Genomic DNA, 20,448 nt, shown 5'->3' with positions numbered 1-20,448 from the left:
GCTGCAGCGGCCCGTTTTATTGCGCAGGCGTGAAACTGACAAAGCGACTGCCCTGCATTTTCAACTCTCCCTTCGCGCCCTTACCGATAGGATGATAGTCATCGGCGCTCACCACCACCTTGATATCACTCGCCCCATTGAGTGGATGAAACCAGGCTTCGTACTTCATATCTTCAGCCACAATCTATTCAAGCTGGCGCGAACGGCGATTGGGGGAAGGAAACTCACGTTTGGTTGTCACTTCTACGCTCAGGGAGCGAATCGGTGAAGCATCATTTACCGCGGTTTCACGGCGTTGCTTAATAAACTGACGGGTCGCCAATACGGCAATAATCGCCAGAACGATGAAAAAGATTAGCGGTGGTTTGCTCATGTTTTCTCTCGCACTTTGCGTTAATGTCGGAACAGTAAAAGACGACAAAGCATACAACCAGAGTTGACCGATTGTCACATTCGTCGCCGGTAACTTACACTGAGATCGCGATTTTGGGAAAATTCATGACTCTGAACAGCACGTTCAGAAAAGGGAGAAAACATGCTTTGGTCTTTCCTTGCCGTACTTTTTTCCGGTTGGCTGTACGTTGATGCTTCATACCGTGGCCCGCAGTGGCAACGCTGGCTGTTCAAACCTGTTACCTTGCTGTTGCTGGTCGCCTGGGCCTGGCAAGCGCCCACGCTCAATACCACCGATTACCTGATTCTGGCTGGCCTGGTTGCCACTCTGGTCGGCGATGCACTGACGTTACTGCCTCGCCAGCAAATGCTCTATGCGCTGGGTGCATTCTTCCTGTCACATCTGCTCTACACCATCAGCTTTGCTGCCCACATGACCATGAGTTTCTTCTGGCCGATTCCGGTCACGCTGCTGGTGATTGGGGTGGTGGTGATTGGCATTATCTGGTCGAAGCTGGAGGATTTGCGCTGGCCGATCTGTACCCTAATTGGGATGACGCTGGTGATGAACTGGATGGCGGCAGAGAATTACTTCTTCCGCCCGACGGATTACAGCTTCTCACTATTGGTTGGCGCCGGACTGCTGCTATTAGGCAACATTATCTGGTTTATCACCCATTATCGCCGCCGTTTCAGTGCCGATAGCGCCATTGTTGCCGCTTGCTATTTCGCCGGCCACTTTATGATTGTGCGTTCGCTGTGGCTGTATTGAAGAAAAGATGACCTTTTGCTTGACTCTGGAGTTGACTCCAGAGTGTAGCATTCGGGATGCGGGCAGTGGCCCGCATTGATACCGGAGGCTCTATGCACGCCCATTCTCATTCATGCCGTTGTGGAAAATCCCATAGCAAAACCCAGCCGCTGTGCGCCATTCGCAGTGTTTCACCTACGACGCTGAAAATCTCAGCCGCCCTCCCCGCCACACCAGAAAGTGGTTGCGGTTGCTGTGACAACGACAGCGGCAGTCCCGGCGGCGAAAGCGACGCCGAAAGCGACAGGCCCTCATCCACATCTCATCAATTCCGCTGGCAGATTGCCGGAATGGATTGCCCCAGCTGCGCGCGAAAAATTGAAAGTGCTGTACAACAGCTGGCGCAGGTGCGCACCGCTCGCGTGATTTTTGCCAGTGAAAAACTGGTGGTGGATGCCGACCAGGATATTCGCCCGGCCATCGAACAGGCCGTCAAAAATGTCGGTTTTACCCTGACCTCAAACGATCCGCAATCTCAGCCCGCACCGCAACGCCGCTGGCAGGAAAATGCCGGTTTGCTGTTACTGGCGCTGCTGATGCTTGCCAGTTGTCTGCTGAGCCAGGTTTCTCCGGTATGGGGCGATCGCCTGTTTGTGATGACCACGCTGATCGGCCTGGCTCCGATTGCATTCAGCGCGTGGAAACTGCTGCGAGGCGGTTCACCCTTCAGTATCGAAACCCTGATGACCCTTGCCGCCACCGGTGCGTTGGTGATTGGCGCACATGCTGAAGCCGCGATGGTGCTGTTGCTGTTCCAACTGGGTGAAAGGCTGGAGTCATTTGCAGCTTCTCGCGCACGACGCGGTGTGACGGCGTTAATGGCACTGCGCCCCGATACTGCTACGCGTTTGAAAGGCACGCAGCGCGAGCAGGTGGCGCTGGCTGACTTGCATCCTGGCGATACGATTGAAGTCGCGGCTGGCGGTCGTTTGCCGGCCGATGGCGAGCTGCTAAACCAGAGCGCCAGTTTTGATGAAAGTGCGCTGACGGGCGAGTCCGTGCCGGTTGCCCGTCAGCCGGGCGAAACGGTGATGGCGGGCGCCACTAGCGTGGATCGCCTGGTCACGCTGAAAGTCATCTCCGAACCTGGCCAGAGCGCGATTGATCGCATCCTACAGCTCATCGAAGAAGCTGAAAGCCACCGTGCACCGGTTGAGCGCTTTATCGATCGCTTCAGCCGCATTTATACGCCTGCCATTATGCTGCTGGCGCTGTTAGTGATGGTGCTGCCGCCACTGTTAGCGGGGGCAGCGTGGTTGCCGTGGATTTATAAAGGCCTGACGCTGCTGTTAATTGGTTGCCCTTGTGCGCTGGTGATTTCTACCCCCGCTGCAATCACCTCTGGCTTAGCGGCGGCCGCGCGACAGGGCGCCCTGATCAAAGGTGGCGCCGCGCTGGAACGTCTCAGCCGCATCCAGACCATCGCATTCGATAAAACCGGTACCCTCACACTGGGTAAACCGCAGGTGACCGAGGTCGAATCTTTCAGTGCGATGGAAGCAAATGCACTGCTGAGCATTGCGGCGGCAGTGGAGCAAGGTTCCAGCCATCCATTGGCGATCGCCATCGTGCGTGAGGCCGAAAAGCGCCAGCTCAGGCTACCGCGCGCCCGGCAGCAGCAAACGCTGGCTGGCAGCGGCATCCGTGCGCAGATTGATGGCGTGACCTATCAGCTGCTGGCTCCACGCGATGCCACCACGCTCACGACCGATCAGCAGCAGGCGATCGCGCAACGGGAAGCTCAAGGTAAAACCGTGGTGGTGCTGTTACAGGATGAGACCGTCATCGGCACCCTGGCGTTGCAGGATCAGCTACGCGAGGAAGCCGTCACGGCGCTGGCACAGTTGCAAGCGCTGGGCATTAATAGCCTGATGTTGACCGGTGATAACCCGCGTGCGGCGGCGTCGATGGCGACGCAACTCAACATCGATTATCGCGCCGGCTTGTTGCCTGCCGATAAAGTGGAGATGGTGCGCAAACTGGAGGAGCAGCAGCCGCTGGCCATGGTAGGCGATGGCATTAACGACGCCCCGGCGATGAAAGCGGCCACGATTGGCATTGCCATGGGCAGCGGCACCGATGTCGCGCTGGAAGCCGCCGACGCCGCGCTGACACAAAACCGTCTGGCAATTCTGCCACGCACTATCGCACTGGCCCGTCGCACGCGCGCCATCATCCGTCAAAACATCGCGATAGCGCTGGGGCTGAAAGGCATTTTCCTGATCACCACACTGCTCGGTTTCACCGGTCTGTGGCTGGCAGTGCTGGCAGATTCAGGTGCGACAGCGCTGGTCACAGCCAACGCTTTGCGATTGCTGCGACAGCGTTAAGCCGTGCCCTTCTGAATCAGATACTGGTACGGCAGCGTTTCCGTCTGCTGTGCCAGCAACTGATGTTCCATAAAGCGGCAAAAACCGGGAATATCACGCGTGGTGGCCGGATCATCGGCAATGATCAGTAAGGTTTCGCCCGCCTGCATGGTGCGCACGGTTTTGCGCACCATCATTACGGGCTCAGGGCAGCGCAGGCCAAGGGCATCAAGCTTGTGGTCCGGCGCAGAAAAGGGATCGCTCATGATTCTCTGTCTTCATTCAAGATGGGCGCTCATTCTAGCGCGCTAAATGGAGAGCGCAAGGCGATAACGATTGCGTTAAAATTAACCATTGCATTATTTGCGCAACGCGCTAAGATGCCGCCGTTTTTTTACCAAATTGCTTAATCCTCGAAATAATTCGCGTTTTAGCAAGGCGGCAAGTGCGTGTATCCCCAGGAGCTTACATAAGTAAGTGGCTGGGGTACGCGAACTTAGCCAACGAAGCGACAACGCGAAGTATGAAGAGGATTGTTGGGTTCCCTCACCCCATTACTCAAAAAGGTCTCACATGATTGATTTCTCTGCACGTCAGCGCATGCATGCGCTGTTTTGGCTTTCCCTATTCCATCTGCTGGTGATCACGTCCAGTAACTATCTGGTCCAGCTGCCGGTTTCCATCTTCGGCTTCCACACCACCTGGGGTGCCTTTAGCTTTCCATTTATCTTCCTCGCTACCGATCTCACCGTGCGCATCTTTGGCGCGCCGTTAGCCCGTCGTATTATTTTGGCGGTGATGATCCCGGCGCTGTTTATCTCTTACGTGGTGTCCTGTGTGTTTTACCAGGGCGAATGGCAAGGATGGGCATCGCTGGAACAGGTGAATCTGTTTGTCGCACGTATCGCCAGTGCCAGCTTTATGGCCTATGCGCTCGGTCAGATTCTGGATGTCCACGTTTTTAACCGTTTGCGTCGTTTACCGCAGTGGTGGATCGCCCCTGCTGCAGCCATGTTCCTCGGCAATATCAGCGATACGCTGGCCTTCTTTTTCATCGCCTTCTACAAGAGCCCGGACCCGTTCATGGCCGCGCATTGGGTGGAGATCGCACTGGTGGATTACAGCTTCAAAGTGCTGATCTGCATGATTTTCTTCCTGCCTGCTTACGGTGTGTTGCTGAACAGCCTGCTAAAACGTCTGGCAGAGCGCTCGACACAGCGTCAGATCAATTTCGGCTAATTGCACATAGACGAAACGCCGCAGCGCGCTAAGATTTCCTGACAAACCGGCGGTTGCTTTTGACCGCCGATTCCGTTTTTATACCGGGTAGAAAACACCTGACTGGAATCATCAAAGGGAGAAGAATGCGTAACTTAGTGAAATATGCGGGTATTGGTTTGTTGGTGTTAGGCCTTGCGGCCTGTGATCAGAAGAAAGAAGATGCGGCGGCAGGCAGCAACGGTGCCAGCGCCAGCCAGTCAGCCCAGACGGTGAACCTGATGGACGGCAAGCTGAGCTTCAGTCTGCCGGCGGGCATGTCTGATAAAAGCGGTAAACTCGGTTCTGAATCTACCAATATGCATGTGTACGCCGATGAAACCGGCCAGCGCGCAATTATTGTGATTGCGGGCGATCCGACCAACGAAGCGCTGGATGCCTTGTCACAGCGTCTGGAACAGCAGCAGCGCGGTCGCGATCCGCAGTTGCAGGTCGTTTCTAACAAAGCGGTGACGCTGAAAGATCAGCCCGCTCAGCAGTTGGATACCGTGATTTCGGCCAACAACCAAACCTCATGGTCTTCCGTGATTCTGGCAAAAGTGGATGGCAAACTGCTGACACTGCAGATCACTCTTCCAGCCGACAATCAGCAGCAGGCGCAGAGCGATGCTGATGCGATCGTGAAAAGCATCACTCTCAAGTAATGCTTTATAGGTGCGTATAAAAGCGCACCCTTCGAAAATCTCATCCATTGCGTTCAGGGTCGCCTTTAATGGCGACCCATTTCATACCTTACAATCTCACCGGCGAAATATGCCAAATCTCGTCCGCGTACTCCTGGATCGTCCTGTCTGCTGAGAAGTAGCCCATGTTGGCGATATTCAATGCCGCACGGCGCTGCCACTCATCCGGCTGACGATAAAGCTTGTCCACCTTATCCTGCGCATCCACATAGCTGCGATAATCGGCCAGCAGTTGATAGTGATCGCCGAAGTTCACCAGCGCATCAAACAGATTGCGATAGCGACCTGGCTCTCCCGGGCTGAATGCACCACTGGCAATTTGCGTTAGCGCCTGGTGCAGCTCGGCATCTTCCTCATAATATTTACGCGGGTTGTAGCCATCCTTGCGCAGCTGCTCGACCTGCGGCGTGGTGTTGCCGAAGATAAAGATATTTTCCGCACCCACATGCTCGCGCATCTCGACGTTCGCACCATCCAGCGTACCGATGGTCAACGCGCCATTGAGGGCAAACTTCATGTTACTGGTGCCGGACGCCTCGGTGCCTGCCGTAGAGATCTGCTCGGACAGATCCGCCGCCGGAATAATGATCTGCGCCAGGCTCACGCTGTAGTTAGGAATAAACACCACCTTCAGCTTGTTCTTCACCTGCGGATCGTTGTTGATCACGTTGGCAACATCGTTGATCAGATGGATGATGTGCTTCGCCACGTAATAGGCCGACGCCGCTTTACCGGCGAAGATATTCACGCGCGGCACCCAATCCGCGGTGGGATCGGCTTTGATGCGGTTATAACGGGTGATGACGTGCAGCACGTTAAGCAGCTGACGCTTATATTCATGGATACGTTTGATCTGCACATCGAACAGCGCATGCGGATCCAGCACAATATCCATGTTTTTCGCCACCCAATCCGCCAGACGTTTTTTGTTGGCGAATTTGGCGTCGGAAACTTGCTCGATAAAGGCCGGATAATCGATGTGTGGCGTCAGATCGCTCAGCTGACTGAGGTCGGTTCGCCAGGTGCGACCAATCGTCTCATCCAGCACATCAGAAAGCGCCGGGTTGGCCAGCGCCAGCCAGCGACGCGGCGTCACGCCGTTGGTTTTATTACAGAAACGCCCCGGGAACAGGCGCGCGAAATCAGCAAACAGCGACTGCACCATCAGATTGGAGTGCAGCTCTGAAACGCCATTCACCTTGTGGCTGACCACCACCGCCAGCCACGCCATGCGCACCTTGCGGCCGTTGTTTTCGTCGATGATCGAGATGCGTGACATCAAATCCCAATCATCCGGATAGTATTCCTGGATGGTTTTCAGGAAGTAATCGTTGATTTCGAAAACAATGCTGAGGTGGCGCGGCAGAATCTTGCCGAACATATCCACCGGCCAGGTTTCCAGCGCTTCACTCATCAATGTGTGGTTGGTGTACGAGAACACCTGGCAAGTGACCTCAAAAGCATCATCCCAGCTGAACTTGTGATCGTCGATCAACAAGCGCATCAATTCAGGGATGGCTAAAACCGGGTGGGTGTCATTGAGATGGATAGCAATTTTATCCGCCAGGTTGTCCCAGGTTTCATGCATTTGCCAGTGGCGATTCAAAATATCCTGCACCGTGGCGGAGACGAGGAAATACTCCTGACGCAAACGCAGTTCACGGCCTGAATCGGTGGAGTCATCCGGATAGAGCACGCGCGATACGTTCTCTGAATGGTTTTTATCTTCCACCGCCGCAAAGTAATCCCCCTGGTTAAACTTGCCGAGGTTGATCTCATTGCTGGCCTGCGCGCTCCACAAGCGCAGCGTGTTGGTGGCATCGGTGTCGAAACCCGGAATGATTTGATCGTAAGCCGCCGCGATAATCTCTTCGGTTTCCAGCCAACGAACGCGCGCACCTTCATGCTGCAGACGGCCACCGAAACGCACTTTGTAGCGCGTGTTAAAGCGCTGGAACTCCCACGGATTGCCGTATTCCAGCCAGTAATCCGGCGATTCACGCTGCTGACCGTCGACAATATTCTGCTTGAACATGCCGTAATCGTAGCGAATGCCGTAACCGCGTCCCGGCAAACCGAGGGTGGCGAGCGAGTCAAGGAAACACGCCGCTAAACGACCCAGGCCGCCATTGCCGAGCCCCGGATCGTTCTCTTCGTCCATCAGTTCGCTAAGGTCTAGCCCCATCTCCTCCAGCGCCTGATTGAGATCATCGTAGATACCCATCGCCAGCAATGCATTGCCCAGCGTGCGTCCCATCAGGAACTCCATCGACAGGTAGTAAACCTGACGCACATCCTGCGACAGCTGCGCACGGCTGGAGCGCAACCAACGTTCTACCATGCGATCGCGCACCGCCAGCAAGGCGGCGTTAAGCCACTCATGGTGATTGGCGATCGACGGGTCTTTACCAATAGTAAACATCAGTTTATAGGCGATTGAGTGCTTCAGTGCGTCAACCGTAAGCGTGGGTGAGGCATAGGTGAAAGGTGCATTCATATCCAGTATCCCAATCTCTGATTACAGCAAACGTTGATAAAGATCGCGGTAGGCTTGTGCGGCCACCTGCCAACTAAAATCCATCCCCATCGCCTGCCGCTGAACGTAGCGCCAGAGAGAAGGACGGGACCAGAGGACAAAAGCACGTCGAATCGCCCGCAGCAGCGACCAGGCGTTACTGTCTTCAAAACTGAAACCGCTTGCGACCCCGTCAGCGAGGTTCTCCAGCGAACTGTCCTGCACGGTATCTGCCAGCCCGCCGGTGCGGCGCACTAACGGCAATGTGCCATATTTCAAACCGTACAACTGAGTTAAGCCGCACGGTTCAAAACGGCTCGGCACCATAATCACATCGGCGCCACCGACAATGCGGTGTGAGAAGGCTTCGTGATAACCGATCTGTACGCCGACGCTGCCTGGATGTTCCGCCGCCGCAGCGAGGAAACCTTGTTGTAACTCTGCATCGCCCTGGCCCAACAGCACCAGCTGCCCGCCTTGCGCCAATAGCCCCGGTAACGCTTCCAGCACCAGATCCAGCCCTTTCTGTTTGGTCAAACGGCTGATGACACAAAATACCGGCACTTTGTCATCCACCTTCAGGCCCATGGCGATCTGTAGTTGGCGCTTGTTCTCCGCTTTGCTCTCCAGCGTTTCCCGGTCGTAACGCGCCGTCAGCAGCAGGTCGTGCGCCGGGTCCCAAATACCCGGGTCAACGCCATTCAGGATGCCACTCAGCCGCCCCTCTTTCAGACGCTGCTCTAGCAGCGCTTCCATGCCATAACCGAATTCTGGCCGGGTGATTTCCAGAGCATACGTCGGGCTGACTGCGGTTATATGATCGGCATAAAATAATCCCGCCTTGAGGTACGAAATTTGTCCGTAGAACTCCAGGCCATGCATGGTGAAGAAACTGCGCGGGATCTGGATCTCATCAAGATGACGCGAATTGAACAGCCCCTGATACGCGAGGTTGTGCACGGTAAACACCGTTTTTGCCGGGTGTCCACGGGCCGCGATGTAAGCACAGGTTAACCCCGCGTGCCAGTCATGCGCGTGCACCACATCGGGTTGCCAGTAGGTATCCAACCCGCTGGCCAGCTCGGCGCCCATCCAGCCCAGCAGCGCAAAACGCAGATAGTTATCCACGTAGGCAAACTGCGATGTGTCGTGATAAGGGCTGCCGGGACGCTCATACAATCCCGGCGCATCAATTAAATAAATGCCAACGCCATTGAATTGTCCAAATAATAAACGGACCGGGCCAGCAAAAGTATGCAATTCCGCAACGATCTCGGTGTCAGGAATCCCTTTACGCAGATCCGGATAAGCGGGAAGCAATACCCGCGCATCCGTACCACCCGCAATCTGAGCCTGAGGCAATGCGCCGACGACATCAGCCAACCCGCCGGTTTTCAGCAGCGGGAAAAGTTCTGAACAGACATGTAAAACCTGCATCCTGGACCCCTATTGTGTTATCGCGCGCGTTCCCCGCGGCGATTATGTGCTTGCTCGTTGCGTTCGTGGTCAGCCAGCCAATTTGGCCAGCATGGCGCGCGTCACCAAAACGATGCCTTCTTCTGAACGGTAAAAACGGCGGCTGTCTTCATCAGGGTTTTCACCAATCACCATGCCTTCCGGAATCACGCAGGCGCGATCGATCACGCAACGACGCAGACGACAGGAACGATTGATCACCACATCCGGTAACAGCACCGAAGAGTCGATATTGCAAAATGAGTTGATACGCACGCGCGGGAACAACACCGAATTCACCACCACGGAACCGGAGATAATGCAGCCGCCGGAAACCAGTGAATTCATCGTCATGCCATGGCTGCCCGAGCGATCCTGCACAAATTTGGCGGGCGGCAAGGGTTCCATATGCGTACGGATTGGCCAGTCGTGGTCGTACATATCCAGTTCCGGCGTGACCGAGGCCAGATCGAGATTAGCGCGCCAGTAAGCTTCCAGCGTTCCGACGTCACGCCAGTAAGGCTCAGCGTTTTCATCGTTCTGTACGCACGACAAGGTAAAGGAGTGCGCATAGGCTTCACCGCTGGCGACAATTTTTGGCAGCAAATCTTTGCCGAAATCGTGGCTCGATTCAGGGATCAGCAAATCCTCTTCCAATAGCTGGTAGAGGTAATCAGCGTTGAACACGTAGATTCCCATACTGGCTAACGCTTTGGTGTCATCACCCGGCATTGACGGTGGCTTCGGCGGTTTTTCCACAAAATCCACCACGTTGTTGTCCGCATCTACGGCCATCACACCAAATGCGGTGGCTTCCGCCAGCGGCACCGGTAAGCAGGCGATGGTGCACTTCGCGCCACGTTCAGCGTGATCGAGCAACATGCGCGAGTAATCCATTTTGTAGATATGATCCCCGGCGAGAATCACGATGTATTGCGCTCGATAGCGGCGAATGATGTCGAGGTTCTGCGAAACTGCATCGGCGGTACCGCGATACCAATGCTCGGTGGATGCACGCTGCTGCGCCGGCAGCAAATCGACAAATTCATTCATCTCTTCGTTGAATAACGACCAGCCACGCTGGATGTGCTGCGTTAACGTATGCGACTGATATTGGGTAATCACGCCGATGCGCCGAATACCCGAATTGATACAATTCGACAGCGCAAAGTCGATGATGCGGAACTTGCCGCCGAAATGAACGGCAGGTTTGGCACGTTTCGCGGTGAGATCTTTCAGACGCGTACCGCGCCCGCCAGCAAGGATCAACGCCACCGTTTGTGTAGGGAGCTGGCGCGCCAGCATCAGTGGATCTGTTCTATCTAACTTAACCATGTCTGACTCCTTATGATTGCTTTAGGAACACACACACGCCGTGTGCGGGCCCGTGCCAGACAGTTGTCAGGATGGGGTTATCTTCCCCGGCGAAAGGAGGAATGGCACGCCACTCTCCGTCTGGTAAGGCAAGGTCACTCACCGATTCCGTGGCGTTGATTGTTATTAACCAGCGGCTGGAGAGCAGGATCTGCATTCTGTGCGCCCCCTGTTCCCACTCCTCATTTCCCAGTGGTTTGCCGCTGGCATTGAACCACTGCACATTGCCATCGCCCTCCTGCCACCAGCGATCCGCTGTCAGTGCAGGAATGCGCTGACGCAGCCGGATTAACGCGGCAGTGAAGTCGACCAGTCCAAAATCATCCTGATGCCAGTGCAACCAGGTGAGTGGGTTGTCCTGACAGTACGCGTTATTGTTACCGTGCTGGCTGTGACCGCGTTCGTCCCCGGCCAGCAGCATCGGTGTACCTTGCGCCAACAGCAGCGTGGTCAGCAGAGCATGCACGCTACGCCGACGACGTTCGACAATATCGAAATTGACCTGTAGCCCCTCTTTGCCATGGTTGTGGCTGAAGTTGCTGCTACTGCCGTCACGATTGTCTTCGCCGTTGGCCTGATTGTGTTTATTGTTGAAGCTCACCACGTCGCGCAGCGTAAAACCGTCATGCGCGGTGATCAGATTGATACTGGCGTGCGGCAAGCGTCCCTCTCGCTGGAACACATCGCTGGAGGCGGCAAACCGCCGGGCAAATTCGCCATTATTGAGCTGGCCGTGCAGCCAGTAACGGCGCGCGGCATCGCGGAAATGGTCATTCCATTCCGCGAATCCTTCGGGAAAATTGCCCACCTGATAGCCGCCGGGGCCGATATCCCACGGTTCAGCAATCAATTTGACCTGTGACAGCACCGGACAGGCTTTAATGGCGATGAACAGCGGCGCATCCTGCCGATAGTCCGGCGTACGACCCAGCACGCTGGCGAGATCAAAACGGAAGCCATCGATATGGCAGTCCCGCACCCAATAGCGCAGCGCTTCTAATGCCCATTCCATCACCTGCGGATCGCTGAGATTGAGCGTGTTGCCGCAGCCGGTCCAGTTTTGATATTCGCCCTGCGCGTCGAGCCAGTAATAGCTGGCGTTATCCACGCCGCGCAATGAAATGTTGGGGCCAATCTCTTCCAACTCGGCAGTGTGGTTGAACACCACATCAAGGATCACTTCGATACCCGCCGCATGCAGCGCTTTCACCGCCTGCTGAAACTCCTGCAAGGGCGTTAAACCCTGCTCGCCGGAGGCATAGCGCGGATCCACCGCCCACAGCGCGAACGGGTTGTAACCCCAGTAATTGCTCAGCCCGAGTCGTAGCAGACGCGGCTCGCTGGCGAAGTGCGCTATCGGCAGCAGTTCCAGCGCGGTGATGCCGAGATGGCGTAAGTACTTCACCATAGCAGGATGGCCCAGTGCCGCATAAGTCCCGCGCAGCCTTTCCGGAATTTCCGGATGTTGCCGGGTTAAGCCACGCACGTGCGCCTCATACACCACCGTCTTGCCCCACGGCGTACGCAGTGGTTTCTCATCATCCCAGTCAAAATCTTCAGCGATCACCAGTGATTTGGGCGCAATGGCGGCGTTATCCTGCTCATCCGGCTGCTGCTCACCACCGCTAAAACGCGGATCGTCGGGAATATCCCCCACCACCGCTTTCGCGCAGGGATCCACCAGCAGTTTGGCGGGGTTAAAACGATGACCTTGCTGTGGTGCCCACGGACCGTGGACGCGATAGCCGTAACGCTGGCCGGGCTTTAATGCCGAAAAATAGCCGTGCCAGATATCCCCACTGCGCGCGGGTAGCGTAAAGCGACGCTCAACGCCGTGCGCGTCAAACAGGCACAGCTCCACCTGCTCGGCATGGCGGGAAAACAGCGTGAAGTTAACGCCGCGCCCATCGTAATGGGCGCCCAACGGCGTTGGCTGCCCGGGCTCCAGCATCAGTCGCCCTCCCGCACCAGCCAAATCGTGGCCAGCGGCGGCAAGGTCAGGCTCAGGGATTGCGCCCGACCGTGGCTCTCAATGTTATCGGTATGCACGATGCCGTGATTGCGGATATTACTGCCGTGATAATCCTGCTGATCGGTGTTCAGCACCTCACGCCAGCCGCCTTGTTGATTGACGCCAAAGCGGTAGTCGTGGCGCGCCACCGGCGTGAAGTTACTGGCAACGATGATTTCATTGCCGTCACGATCGCGGCGCACAAACACAAACACCGAGTTTTCATGATCGTCGACCACCAGCCATTCAAAGCCCTGCGCATCGAAATCAAGTTGATGTAATGGCGTGAAGTGTTTGTAGCTGTGGTTGAGATCGCGCACCAGACGCTGTACGCCGTTGTGCCAGTTGTCTTCGCCCTCCAGCAGATGCCAGTCGAGGCTCGAATCGTGGTTCCACTCACGCCCTTGCGCAAACTCGTTGCCCATAAACTGCAGCTTTTTACCGGGGAAGCCCCACATCCAGCCGTAATAGGCACGCAGGTTGGCAAACTTTTGCCACGCATCGCCGGGCATGCGATCAAGAATCGAGCGTTTACCGTGCACCACTTCATCGTGCGACAGCGGCAGCACGAAGTTTTCGGTGTAGTTATAAAGCATGCCAAACGTCATCAGGTTGTGATGATAGCGACGGTGCACCGGATCGAGTTTCATGTAGTCGAGCGTGTCGTGCATCCAGCCGAGGTTCCATTTGAACCAGAAGCCGAGGCCGCCATCTTCAGAAGGGCGTGTCACACCCGGATAGTCGGTGGACTCTTCTGCCACGCTGATGGTGCCCGGTGCCGCACGGCCCAGTGTGCGGTTGGTGTGGCGCAGGAAGGAAATCGCTTCAAGATTTTCACGCCCGCCAAAGTGGTTAGGGATCCATTCGCCCTCTTTGCGGCTGTAATCGCGGTAGATCATCGATGCCACGGCATCCACACGCAGGCCATCAATGCCAAAGCGCTCCATCCAATACAGCGCGTTGCCGGAGAGATAGTTACTGACTTCGCGGCGTCCAAAGTTGTAGATCAGTGTGTTCCAGTCCTGATGGTAGCCTTCACGCGGATCGCTGTGCTCATACAGTTCGGTGCCATCAAATTTCGCCAATCCGAAATCGTCACTGGGAAAGTGACCCGGCACCCAATCAAGCAACACATTAAGGCCGGCATCGTGCGCTGCGGCGATAAAGTGGCGGAACTCATCGCGGGTACCAAAGCGGCGCGTGGGTGCATACATGCCAAGAGGCTGATAGCCCCAGCTGCCATCAAACGGATGTTCGTTGATCGGCAGCAGTTCAATGTGGGTGAAGCCCATCTCTTTGACGTAAGGCACCAGCTGTTCGGCCAGCTCTTTGTAGCTCAGCCAGAAGTTGTTGTCGGTGTGGCGGCGCCAGGATCCCAGATGCACTTCGTAAATCGAGATCGGCTGATCAAAAGCATTGGCGGCTTTGCGCTGCGGCTGCATCTCCACCTTCGGCGGTAAACCGCAGATCATTGAGGCGGTTTGCGGGCGCATCTGTGCTTCAAAGGCAAACGGGTCGGCTTTGATGCGCATCTGCCCTGACGCATCAATAATTTCATATTTGTACAGCTGGCCATTCACCGCGCCCGGCACAAACAGCTCCCAGATACCCAGCTCACGGCGGAAGCGCATCGGGTGACGACGACCGTCCCAGAAATTGAATTCGCCTACCACAGAGACGCGACGTGCGTTCGGTGCCCACACCGAGAAACGGGTGCCGCTGACGCCATCGATGGTGGCGTTATGTGCACCTAACGTTTCATACGGGCGCAGATGCGTGCCTTCGCCGAGCAGCCAGGCATCCATTTCGGCCAGTAGAGGACCGAAGCGATAGGCATCATCGATCAGGTTTTGCTGGCCGTGCCAGGTGACCGCCAGCTGATAGCGAAACAGGTTTTTACGGCGTGGGATCACACCGCAGAAGAAGCCGCGTGAATCGAGGCATTTAAGCTGCGCGCATTTGCGTCCGGTGTTGGTTTCAATCACCCAGACTTCGGAGGCATCGGGCAGCAGCGCGCGCACTTCAAGGCCTTCGACAGTTTGGTGCATCCCCAAAAAAGAGAAGGGATCGGCATAATTCCCGGCAAAAAGGGCATTGATCGCCTGGCGATCGGGAAGCTCTGACATGACTTTCTTCCTATGATTTTGCGCAGGCGACCGGAGTGGACAACAATGCCGCCTCTGGTGCGCTGCTTTTCATTGAGCCATACGTACATCAGCAAGAGAGGACACCGTCCATGGGAGAAGATCTTTGCCGTGTACAACAACCATTCAGTTCGGAAAGCAAAAACAGTAAACAACCGGCACATCACTGTTAAATCATAGCTTGGGGCTGGCAGAAGCCAGGGGGGAAAGCAAAAAAATCTTGTCGGGCAAGCAAAAAGGGGAAGCGGATCACTTGTCAGGCGCAATTTGGGTTAAGTTTTGCAACCTGGTTGGCATAAAAAAGGCCGGGAAATCCCGGCCTGTCTGCTTTGTCGCTGCGCTTAGTCGATCAGCAAACGCAACATGCGGCGTAGCGGTTCAGCCGCGCCCCACAACAATTGGTCACCCACGGTAAAGGCGGAAAGGTATTCCGGCCCCATGTTCAGTTTGCGCAGACGGCCCACTGGCGTGGTCAGCGTACCGGTCACCGCTGCAGGGGTCAGTTCACGCATGGTGATTTCGCGGTCATTTGGCACCACTTTCACCCACTCGTTATGAGAAGCCAGCAGCTGTTCGATTTCGTTCAGCGGGATATCTTTTTTCAGCTTCAGGGTGAATGCCTGGCTGTGGCAGCGCAGTGCACCGACGCGCACACACAGACCATCCACTGGGATCACGCTGCTGGTGCGCAGAATCTTGTTGGTTTCTGCCTGGCCTTTCCACTCTTCGCGGCTCTGGCCATTATCCAGCTGCTTGTCGATCCATGGAATCAGGCTGCCCGCCAGCGGTACGCCGAAGTTGTCGGTCGGCAAAGTGCCTGAACGGGTGAAATCGGTGACGCTGCGTTCGATATCCAGAATCGCCGAAGCCGGATCCTGCAGGGATTTCGCCACGTGGTCGTGCAACATGCCCATCTGGGTCAGCAGTTCACGCATATGGCGCGCACCGCCGCCCGACGCAGCCTGATAAGTAGCGACAGAGGCCCACTCCACCAGATCGTTAGCGAACAGGCCGCCGAGTGACATCAGCATCGGGCTGACGGTACAGTTACCGCCGACGAAGGTTTTGATACCGTTGTCGAGGCCCTGACGAATCACATTGTGGTTAACCGGATCGAGAATGATGATGGCGTCATCTTTCATGCGCAGCGTCGAGGCCGCATCAATCCAGTAACCCTGCCAGCCGCTTTCACGCAGCTTAGGGTAAACTTCACTGGTGTAGTCACCGCCCTGGCAGGTGATAATGATATCCAGCGCCTTCAGCGCCTCGATATCAAAAGCATCCTGCAGCGCACCGGTCGACTTGCCGCCGAATGTCGGTGCTGCCTGACCAAGCTGAGACGTGGAGAAGAAGACCGGATTAATCACATCAAAATCGCGTTCTTCACTCATGCGTGACATCAGCACAGAGCCGACCATGCCACGCCAACCAATAAAGCCTACATTCTTCATTTTCTGTCCGTCCGGGGCGTTATCACTGTGCCCTTCGTGGTGCGAGGAAAAGACCAAGCGGAATATCCAGTTGATCTGCGTAATAATCAGGTTTACCTGCGACCTCCAACTCTACAAAATGCAGGCTTTCTGGCAAGTGAATTAATTCGATTGCGCCAACTTTTTCAGCAGTACAACTAATACTCCCCTCAATGAATCGAGGTACGGGCAGGCGGAAATTCGGAGTATCTCGATCGGCTACGCGAGTCAGCGCTCCGGAAGCCCATCGCCGCCAACGCACCTTAGTTGAAAAATGACGGGAACAAGGGATGGCTTTTACCTATGACTGAAATGATATCTGCGACCATATTGCTGCTGTTGATTATGGATCCGCTAGGCAACCTGCCGATTTTTATGTCGGTGCTTAAGCATCTCGAACCCAAGCGCCGGCGCGCGGTGCTAATACGTGAAATGCTGATCGCACTGATCATCATGCTGCTTTTCCTGTTTACCGGCGAACGTATTCTGGCGTTCCTGAATTTGCGCACCGAAACCGTCTCGATCTCCGGCGGCATCATCCTGTTCCTGATTGCCATTCGCATGATTTTTCCCTCTGGCGAAACCAGCACCAGCGGATTACCTGCAGGTGAAGAACCGTTTCTGGTGCCGCTGGCGATTCCGCTGGTCGCAGGCCCTTCGCTGTTAGCCACGCTGATGCTGCTGTCACATCAATATCCTAATCAGATGTCACATTTGGTTGGCGCATTGCTGATTGCCTGGGGCGTTACCGTGGTCATTCTGCTGATGTCAGGACTGTTTTTACGCCTGTTGGGCGACAAAGGCGTTAACGCGCTGGAGCGGTTGATGGGCTTGATTTTGATTATGCTGGCAACGCAGATGTTCCTGGATGGGATCCGCGCTTATCTAAAACTTTAGTAAATAGACAGCGGGCGGCACTTTGGCCGCCCGCTCGCAGGATTACTTCTGCTTCTTCTCAATCGGTTTGCCCGACCAGTAACCGGCCAGCAGCGAACCTGAAAGGTTGTGCAAAACCGAGAACGGCGAACCCGGCAAAGCGGCCAGTGGCGAGAAGTAGAGTTTGCCCAGCGTTGCCGCCAGACCGGAGTTCTGCATACCCACTTCCAGTGCCAGCGTGCGGCAGGTGGATTCGTCAAAGCCAAACAGCTTGCCGCCCCAGTAACCGCCCAGCAGGCCGATGGCGTTATGCAGGATCACCGCCGCAATCACCACCAGGCCGACAGAACCGATAAAGCCCTGAGAACCCGCTACCACTGCGCTGATAATCAGCAGAATGCAGACCATGGAAAATGCCGGCAGATAGGGCTCAACACGGCGCACCACGCTGTTCATTGAGTGGTGGATGATCAGACCCAGACCAATCGGGATAACCACGATTTTAATAATGCTGAGCAGCATGCCGATCACATCGACCTGAATGTGAGTATCGACATAGAAGCGCGTCAGTAGCGGCGTGGCGAAAACACCCACCAGCGCAGACACTGAAGAGATGGTCACGGACAGGGCCACATCGCCCTTCGCCAGATAGATCATCACGTTGGAGGCGGTGCCGCTGGCCACGCTGCCCACCAGGATCATCCCGGCTGAAAGGTCCGGCGGCATATGGAACAGTTTTGCCAGGCCCCAGGCGGCGAGTGGCATCACCAGATAGTGCAAAAAGGTGCCGGCGATAACCGGTGCCGGACGCGTCAGCACACGTTTGAAATCATCAATATTCAGAGTGACGCCCATGCCGAACATGATCAGCATTAGCAGGTAAGTGACCCACGGCCCAATACCGAGAAACGTCGAGGGTGAGTAATACGCCGCGACCGAGAGCAGCACGGCCCAGAGCGGGAACAGGCGGGTTAATTTGGCGAGCATGGAGAGACTTCCTTAGATATTTTTTAATTTATTTCATATGCCACAGATGAAGTGCCGCGCGGGGAACGACCACAGCGACGGACGCGGGATCATAACATTTCATTATCGTGACGTAAGGCGGGAAGTCGCTGGCAGGATAAAATGCGGATCGTCTGCGGCAAAGCAGGGAAAACGGCAATGATATCCGCTGCTTTTAAGGCGGTGGACGAGATATCGCACGCCTGTAGCCTGTTAAAGAAATAAAAAAGCCGGACGATGTCCGGCTCGTTTTCAGCATGTCTGGATTAACTGCCAAACAAGTTCTTATGCAGCGCGCGCACCACTTCTTCTGCGTCTGGCGTTGGTACCAGGAAGCACAGGTTATAGCTGCTGGCACCGTAGCAAATCATGCGCAGATTAAACGGCTCAAGGGCACCAAACACCTCTTTGCCAACGCCGCAGGCTTTCGACAGGTTGTTGCCGATAATCGCCACCAGCGCCAGGTTCTCTTCCACTTCCACGCGGCACAGTGAAGAGAGCTCAGTCAGCAGTGCTTGCGTCAACAAGCTTTCACCGGTGGTCGAAGAACCGGTGGTATCCAGCGTCAGCGCCACGCTCACTTCTGACGTGGTGACCAGATCGACGGAGATGTTATGGCGAGCCAGAATCGCGAACACTTCAGCCAGGAAGCCGTGCGCGTGCAGCATGTTCAGGCTGTGCAGCGTCATCAGCGTTTGCTTACGACGCAGTGCCAGCGCGCGGAACAGCGGTGGATTCTGGGTTTCATTGCACACGCGCGTGCCACCTGCAGCCGGATCTTTGCTCGAACCGACGAACACCGGAATGTCACTGCGCACAGCTGGCAGCAAGGTCGCTGGATGCAGCACTTTCGCGCCGAAGATCGCCATTTCCGCCGCTTCCTCGAAGGTGATCTCTTCGATGCGTTTCGCGGTGGGCACCACGCGTGGATCGGTGGTGTAGATACCGGCCACGTCGGTCCAGATATCCACACGCGATGCCTGCAGAGCTTCTCCCAACAGTGCTGCGGTATAGTCGCTGCCGCCACGTCCCAGCGTGGTGGTGCGCCCTTTGCCTTCGCTACCAATAAAGCCCTGAGTAACGACCAGTGCTTCTGCAACACGTGGAGCCAGTTGCGCGGTGGACAGCTCTTTCAGCGTGGCAACATCAGGCTCAGCACGACCAAAACGGTCGCTGGTGCGCATCACTTTACGCACATCAAACCATTCGGCATTGACCTGACGCTCACGCAGCACTTCAACGAACAGCAGGGTCGACATCAGCTCACCGTGGCTTACCAACTCATCGGTCAGCGCATGTGAGGTCGCCAGCGCAGTCGCTTCCGCCAGCATCAGGATGTTTTCCAGCATGCGATCAATCTCCTGGCGAATCACTTCAGGGGATTGCAGGCGATCAATGATGGCGTATTGAATGTTGCGAATTTCGTCCAGCAGGTGCGCGCGCTGCTCCAGTTCCCGGCCTTCAGCCAGAGAAACCAGCAGATTAGTCACGCCAGCAGACGCAGAGAGCACCACTAAACGGGTATTGGCATCAGAGAGCACAACATCCGCACTGCGGTTCATGGCATCAAAATCGGCAACGCTGGTGCCGCCAAATTTTGCCACGATCAGGTTTTGAGACATGTTACGAACCTCGTGTCAGATTAGCTTTCTCCCGTGGTTAAACGGAAGAGGTGATTTCAGCCTTGGCACAAGAGAAGAGCAGAATTGGACAGACAAGATCAGGAGATGAGTCACCAAAAGCACTTCACCTTGCGAAACGTCCGACTGCGGACGCTTCTGGTGACAACCCAGAGGATTCAGCCCCTGCAGCCGACAGGACAACACTCCGCGTGTTGTTCCATCTCGGCGTCGCACCCCATGATGTGTTGTCGTTGGATACGGATCCTCAAACACACTGCCTGGGCGACGCGCCTCTTCTGGCTTGCACCCAAAGGTGCAAGTCGCGGGCACAAAATACTGATTAATTTTGCTGCTGTCCAGCCTTGCAACACGTTGAAAATTCTTTTTTAGAATTACGCCAGCGCATCGCAGAACAAACGCTGGCAGCCACACCCGCCTAGAGTAGTCAACGGCGCGCAAAAACGCGGCTTTTTGCTGATGCGGCACAGGGAATTTTTTTGCCA

14 protein-coding genes, 1 pseudogene and 1 riboswitch are annotated in these 20,448 nt (G+C 55.7%); of the genes and pseudogenes, 5 read left to right on the top strand and 10 right to left on the bottom strand.

Going from position 1 to position 20,448, the window contains the following annotated elements; all coding sequences use genetic code 11:
* Positions 1 to 16: 16 nt before the first annotated feature.
* A pseudogene (locus RT340_RS03235) lies at positions 17 to 373 on the bottom strand (DUF2500 domain-containing protein).
* A 162-nt stretch (positions 374 to 535) separates the two neighbouring features.
* Here RT340_RS03235 and RT340_RS03230 point away from each other — a divergent pair.
* Both RT340_RS03230 and RT340_RS03225 read left to right on the top strand, forming a co-directional pair.
* Positions 536 to 1,165, top strand: coding sequence for a lysoplasmalogenase (locus tag RT340_RS03230; RefSeq protein ID WP_034827077.1), 630 nt, complete (start codon positions 536 to 538; stop codon positions 1,163 to 1,165).
* Positions 1,166 to 1,257: 92 nt separating this feature from the next.
* Positions 1,258 to 3,534: a zinc/cadmium/mercury/lead-transporting ATPase gene (locus tag RT340_RS03225; RefSeq protein WP_313374054.1), complete on the top strand. Its 2,277-nt coding sequence runs from the start codon at positions 1,258 to 1,260 to the stop codon at positions 3,532 to 3,534.
* Here RT340_RS03225 and tusA read toward each other — a convergent pair.
* On the bottom strand, positions 3,531 to 3,779 hold the full coding sequence (gene tusA, locus RT340_RS03220) for a sulfurtransferase TusA (RefSeq protein WP_034827082.1): 249 nt from the start codon (positions 3,777 to 3,779) through the stop codon (positions 3,531 to 3,533). The two genes, RT340_RS03225 and tusA, sit on opposite strands and share 4 nt — an antisense overlap.
* 307 nt (positions 3,780 to 4,086) lie before the next feature.
* Between tusA and RT340_RS03215 the strand changes: the two genes are divergently transcribed.
* Together RT340_RS03215 and RT340_RS03210 are read left to right on the top strand one after the other, a co-directional pair.
* Positions 4,087 to 4,752, top strand: coding sequence for a 7-cyano-7-deazaguanine/7-aminomethyl-7-deazaguanine transporter (locus tag RT340_RS03215; RefSeq protein ID WP_034827083.1), 666 nt, complete (start codon positions 4,087 to 4,089; stop codon positions 4,750 to 4,752).
* A gap of 125 nt (positions 4,753 to 4,877) precedes the next feature.
* Positions 4,878 to 5,435 (top strand): DcrB family lipoprotein, encoded by a 558-nt coding sequence (locus tag RT340_RS03210; protein ID WP_034827084.1) that lies wholly within the window; start codon positions 4,878 to 4,880, stop codon positions 5,433 to 5,435.
* Positions 5,436 to 5,523: 88 nt separating this feature from the next.
* Here the strand turns inward: RT340_RS03210 and glgP are convergent, their stop codons facing one another.
* From glgP to asd, 6 genes are all read right to left on the bottom strand, one after another.
* Complete coding sequence (gene glgP, locus RT340_RS03205) at positions 5,524 to 7,971, bottom strand: glycogen phosphorylase (RefSeq protein ID WP_097118918.1); 2,448 nt, start codon at positions 7,969 to 7,971, stop codon at positions 5,524 to 5,526.
* 21 nt (positions 7,972 to 7,992) lie between these two features.
* Positions 7,993 to 9,426, bottom strand: coding sequence for a glycogen synthase GlgA (glgA, locus tag RT340_RS03200; RefSeq protein ID WP_097118917.1), 1,434 nt, complete (start codon positions 9,424 to 9,426; stop codon positions 7,993 to 7,995).
* A 69-nt stretch (positions 9,427 to 9,495) separates the two neighbouring features.
* Positions 9,496 to 10,779, bottom strand: a complete 1,284-nt coding sequence (gene glgC, locus RT340_RS03195; protein WP_034827087.1) for a glucose-1-phosphate adenylyltransferase — start codon at positions 10,777 to 10,779, stop codon at positions 9,496 to 9,498.
* A gap of 10 nt (positions 10,780 to 10,789) precedes the next feature.
* Entirely contained in the window at positions 10,790 to 12,769 is a 1,980-nt protein-coding gene (glgX, locus tag RT340_RS03190) for a glycogen debranching protein GlgX (protein ID WP_097118915.1), read from the bottom strand.
* Entirely contained in the window at positions 12,769 to 14,955 is a 2,187-nt protein-coding gene (gene glgB, locus RT340_RS03185; RefSeq protein ID WP_160834056.1) for a 1,4-alpha-glucan branching enzyme, read from the bottom strand. The genes glgX and glgB overlap by 1 nt, the downstream gene beginning before the upstream one ends.
* Positions 14,956 to 15,314: 359 nt before the next feature.
* Positions 15,315 to 16,424, bottom strand: coding sequence for an aspartate-semialdehyde dehydrogenase (gene asd / locus RT340_RS03180; RefSeq protein ID WP_313374047.1), 1,110 nt, complete (start codon positions 16,422 to 16,424; stop codon positions 15,315 to 15,317).
* 321 nt (positions 16,425 to 16,745) lie between these two features.
* Here asd and RT340_RS03175 point away from each other — a divergent pair, with 321 nt between their 5' ends.
* Positions 16,746 to 17,339: a YhgN family NAAT transporter gene (locus RT340_RS03175; protein ID WP_034827091.1), complete on the top strand. Its 594-nt coding sequence runs from the start codon at positions 16,746 to 16,748 to the stop codon at positions 17,337 to 17,339.
* 42 nt (positions 17,340 to 17,381) lie between these two features.
* Here RT340_RS03175 and panS read toward each other — a convergent pair whose 3' ends face one another.
* Positions 17,382 to 18,305 (bottom strand): ketopantoate/pantoate/pantothenate transporter PanS, encoded by a 924-nt coding sequence (panS, locus tag RT340_RS03170; RefSeq protein WP_313374044.1) that lies wholly within the window; start codon positions 18,303 to 18,305, stop codon positions 17,382 to 17,384.
* Between the two features lie 284 nt (positions 18,306 to 18,589).
* The gene (gene lysC / locus RT340_RS03165; protein ID WP_034827106.1) at positions 18,590 to 19,945 is read right to left on the bottom strand and encodes a lysine-sensitive aspartokinase 3; all 1,356 of its coding nucleotides are present in this window, start codon (positions 19,943 to 19,945) and stop codon (positions 18,590 to 18,592) included.
* 109 nt (positions 19,946 to 20,054) lie between these two features.
* Positions 20,055 to 20,249: riboswitch (Lysine riboswitch) on the bottom strand.
* Positions 20,250 to 20,448 lie beyond the last annotated feature (199 nt).

Source organism: Pantoea sp. CTOTU50773 (assembly GCF_032082325.1).
GTDB classification, from domain to species: Bacteria; Pseudomonadota; Gammaproteobacteria; order Enterobacterales; family Enterobacteriaceae; genus Pantoea; species Pantoea communis.
This window is presented reverse-complemented; position numbering and strand designations above follow the sequence as displayed.

What these genes read in the sequence shown, in the direction of transcription:
- glgC (WP_034827087.1), bottom strand. Translation starts at nt 10,779, where the DNA reads ATGGTTAAGTTAGATAGAACAGATCCACTGATGCTGGCGCGCCAGCTC.
- glgA (WP_097118917.1), bottom strand. Translation starts at nt 9,426, where the DNA reads ATGCAGGTTTTACATGTCTGTTCAGAACTTTTCCCGCTGCTGAAAACC.
- RT340_RS03225 (WP_313374054.1), top strand. Translation starts at nt 1,258, where the DNA reads ATGCACGCCCATTCTCATTCATGCCGTTGTGGAAAATCCCATAGCAAA.
- RT340_RS03210 (WP_034827084.1), top strand. Translation starts at nt 4,878, where the DNA reads ATGCGTAACTTAGTGAAATATGCGGGTATTGGTTTGTTGGTGTTAGGC.
- RT340_RS03230 (WP_034827077.1), top strand. Translation starts at nt 536, where the DNA reads ATGCTTTGGTCTTTCCTTGCCGTACTTTTTTCCGGTTGGCTGTACGTT.
- tusA (WP_034827082.1), bottom strand. Translation starts at nt 3,779, where the DNA reads ATGAGCGATCCCTTTTCTGCGCCGGACCACAAGCTTGATGCCCTTGGC.
- RT340_RS03215 (WP_034827083.1), top strand. Translation starts at nt 4,087, where the DNA reads ATGATTGATTTCTCTGCACGTCAGCGCATGCATGCGCTGTTTTGGCTT.
- asd (WP_313374047.1), bottom strand. Translation starts at nt 16,424, where the DNA reads ATGAAGAATGTAGGCTTTATTGGTTGGCGTGGCATGGTCGGCTCTGTG.
- RT340_RS03175 (WP_034827091.1), top strand. Translation starts at nt 16,746, where the DNA reads ATGACTGAAATGATATCTGCGACCATATTGCTGCTGTTGATTATGGAT.
- glgX (WP_097118915.1), bottom strand. Translation starts at nt 12,769, where the DNA reads ATGCTGGAGCCCGGGCAGCCAACGCCGTTGGGCGCCCATTACGATGGG.
- lysC (WP_034827106.1), bottom strand. Translation starts at nt 19,945, where the DNA reads ATGTCTCAAAACCTGATCGTGGCAAAATTTGGCGGCACCAGCGTTGCC.
- glgP (WP_097118918.1), bottom strand. Translation starts at nt 7,971, where the DNA reads ATGAATGCACCTTTCACCTATGCCTCACCCACGCTTACGGTTGACGCA.
- panS (WP_313374044.1), bottom strand. Translation starts at nt 18,305, where the DNA reads ATGCTCGCCAAATTAACCCGCCTGTTCCCGCTCTGGGCCGTGCTGCTC.
- glgB (WP_160834056.1), bottom strand. Translation starts at nt 14,955, where the DNA reads ATGTCAGAGCTTCCCGATCGCCAGGCGATCAATGCCCTTTTTGCCGGG.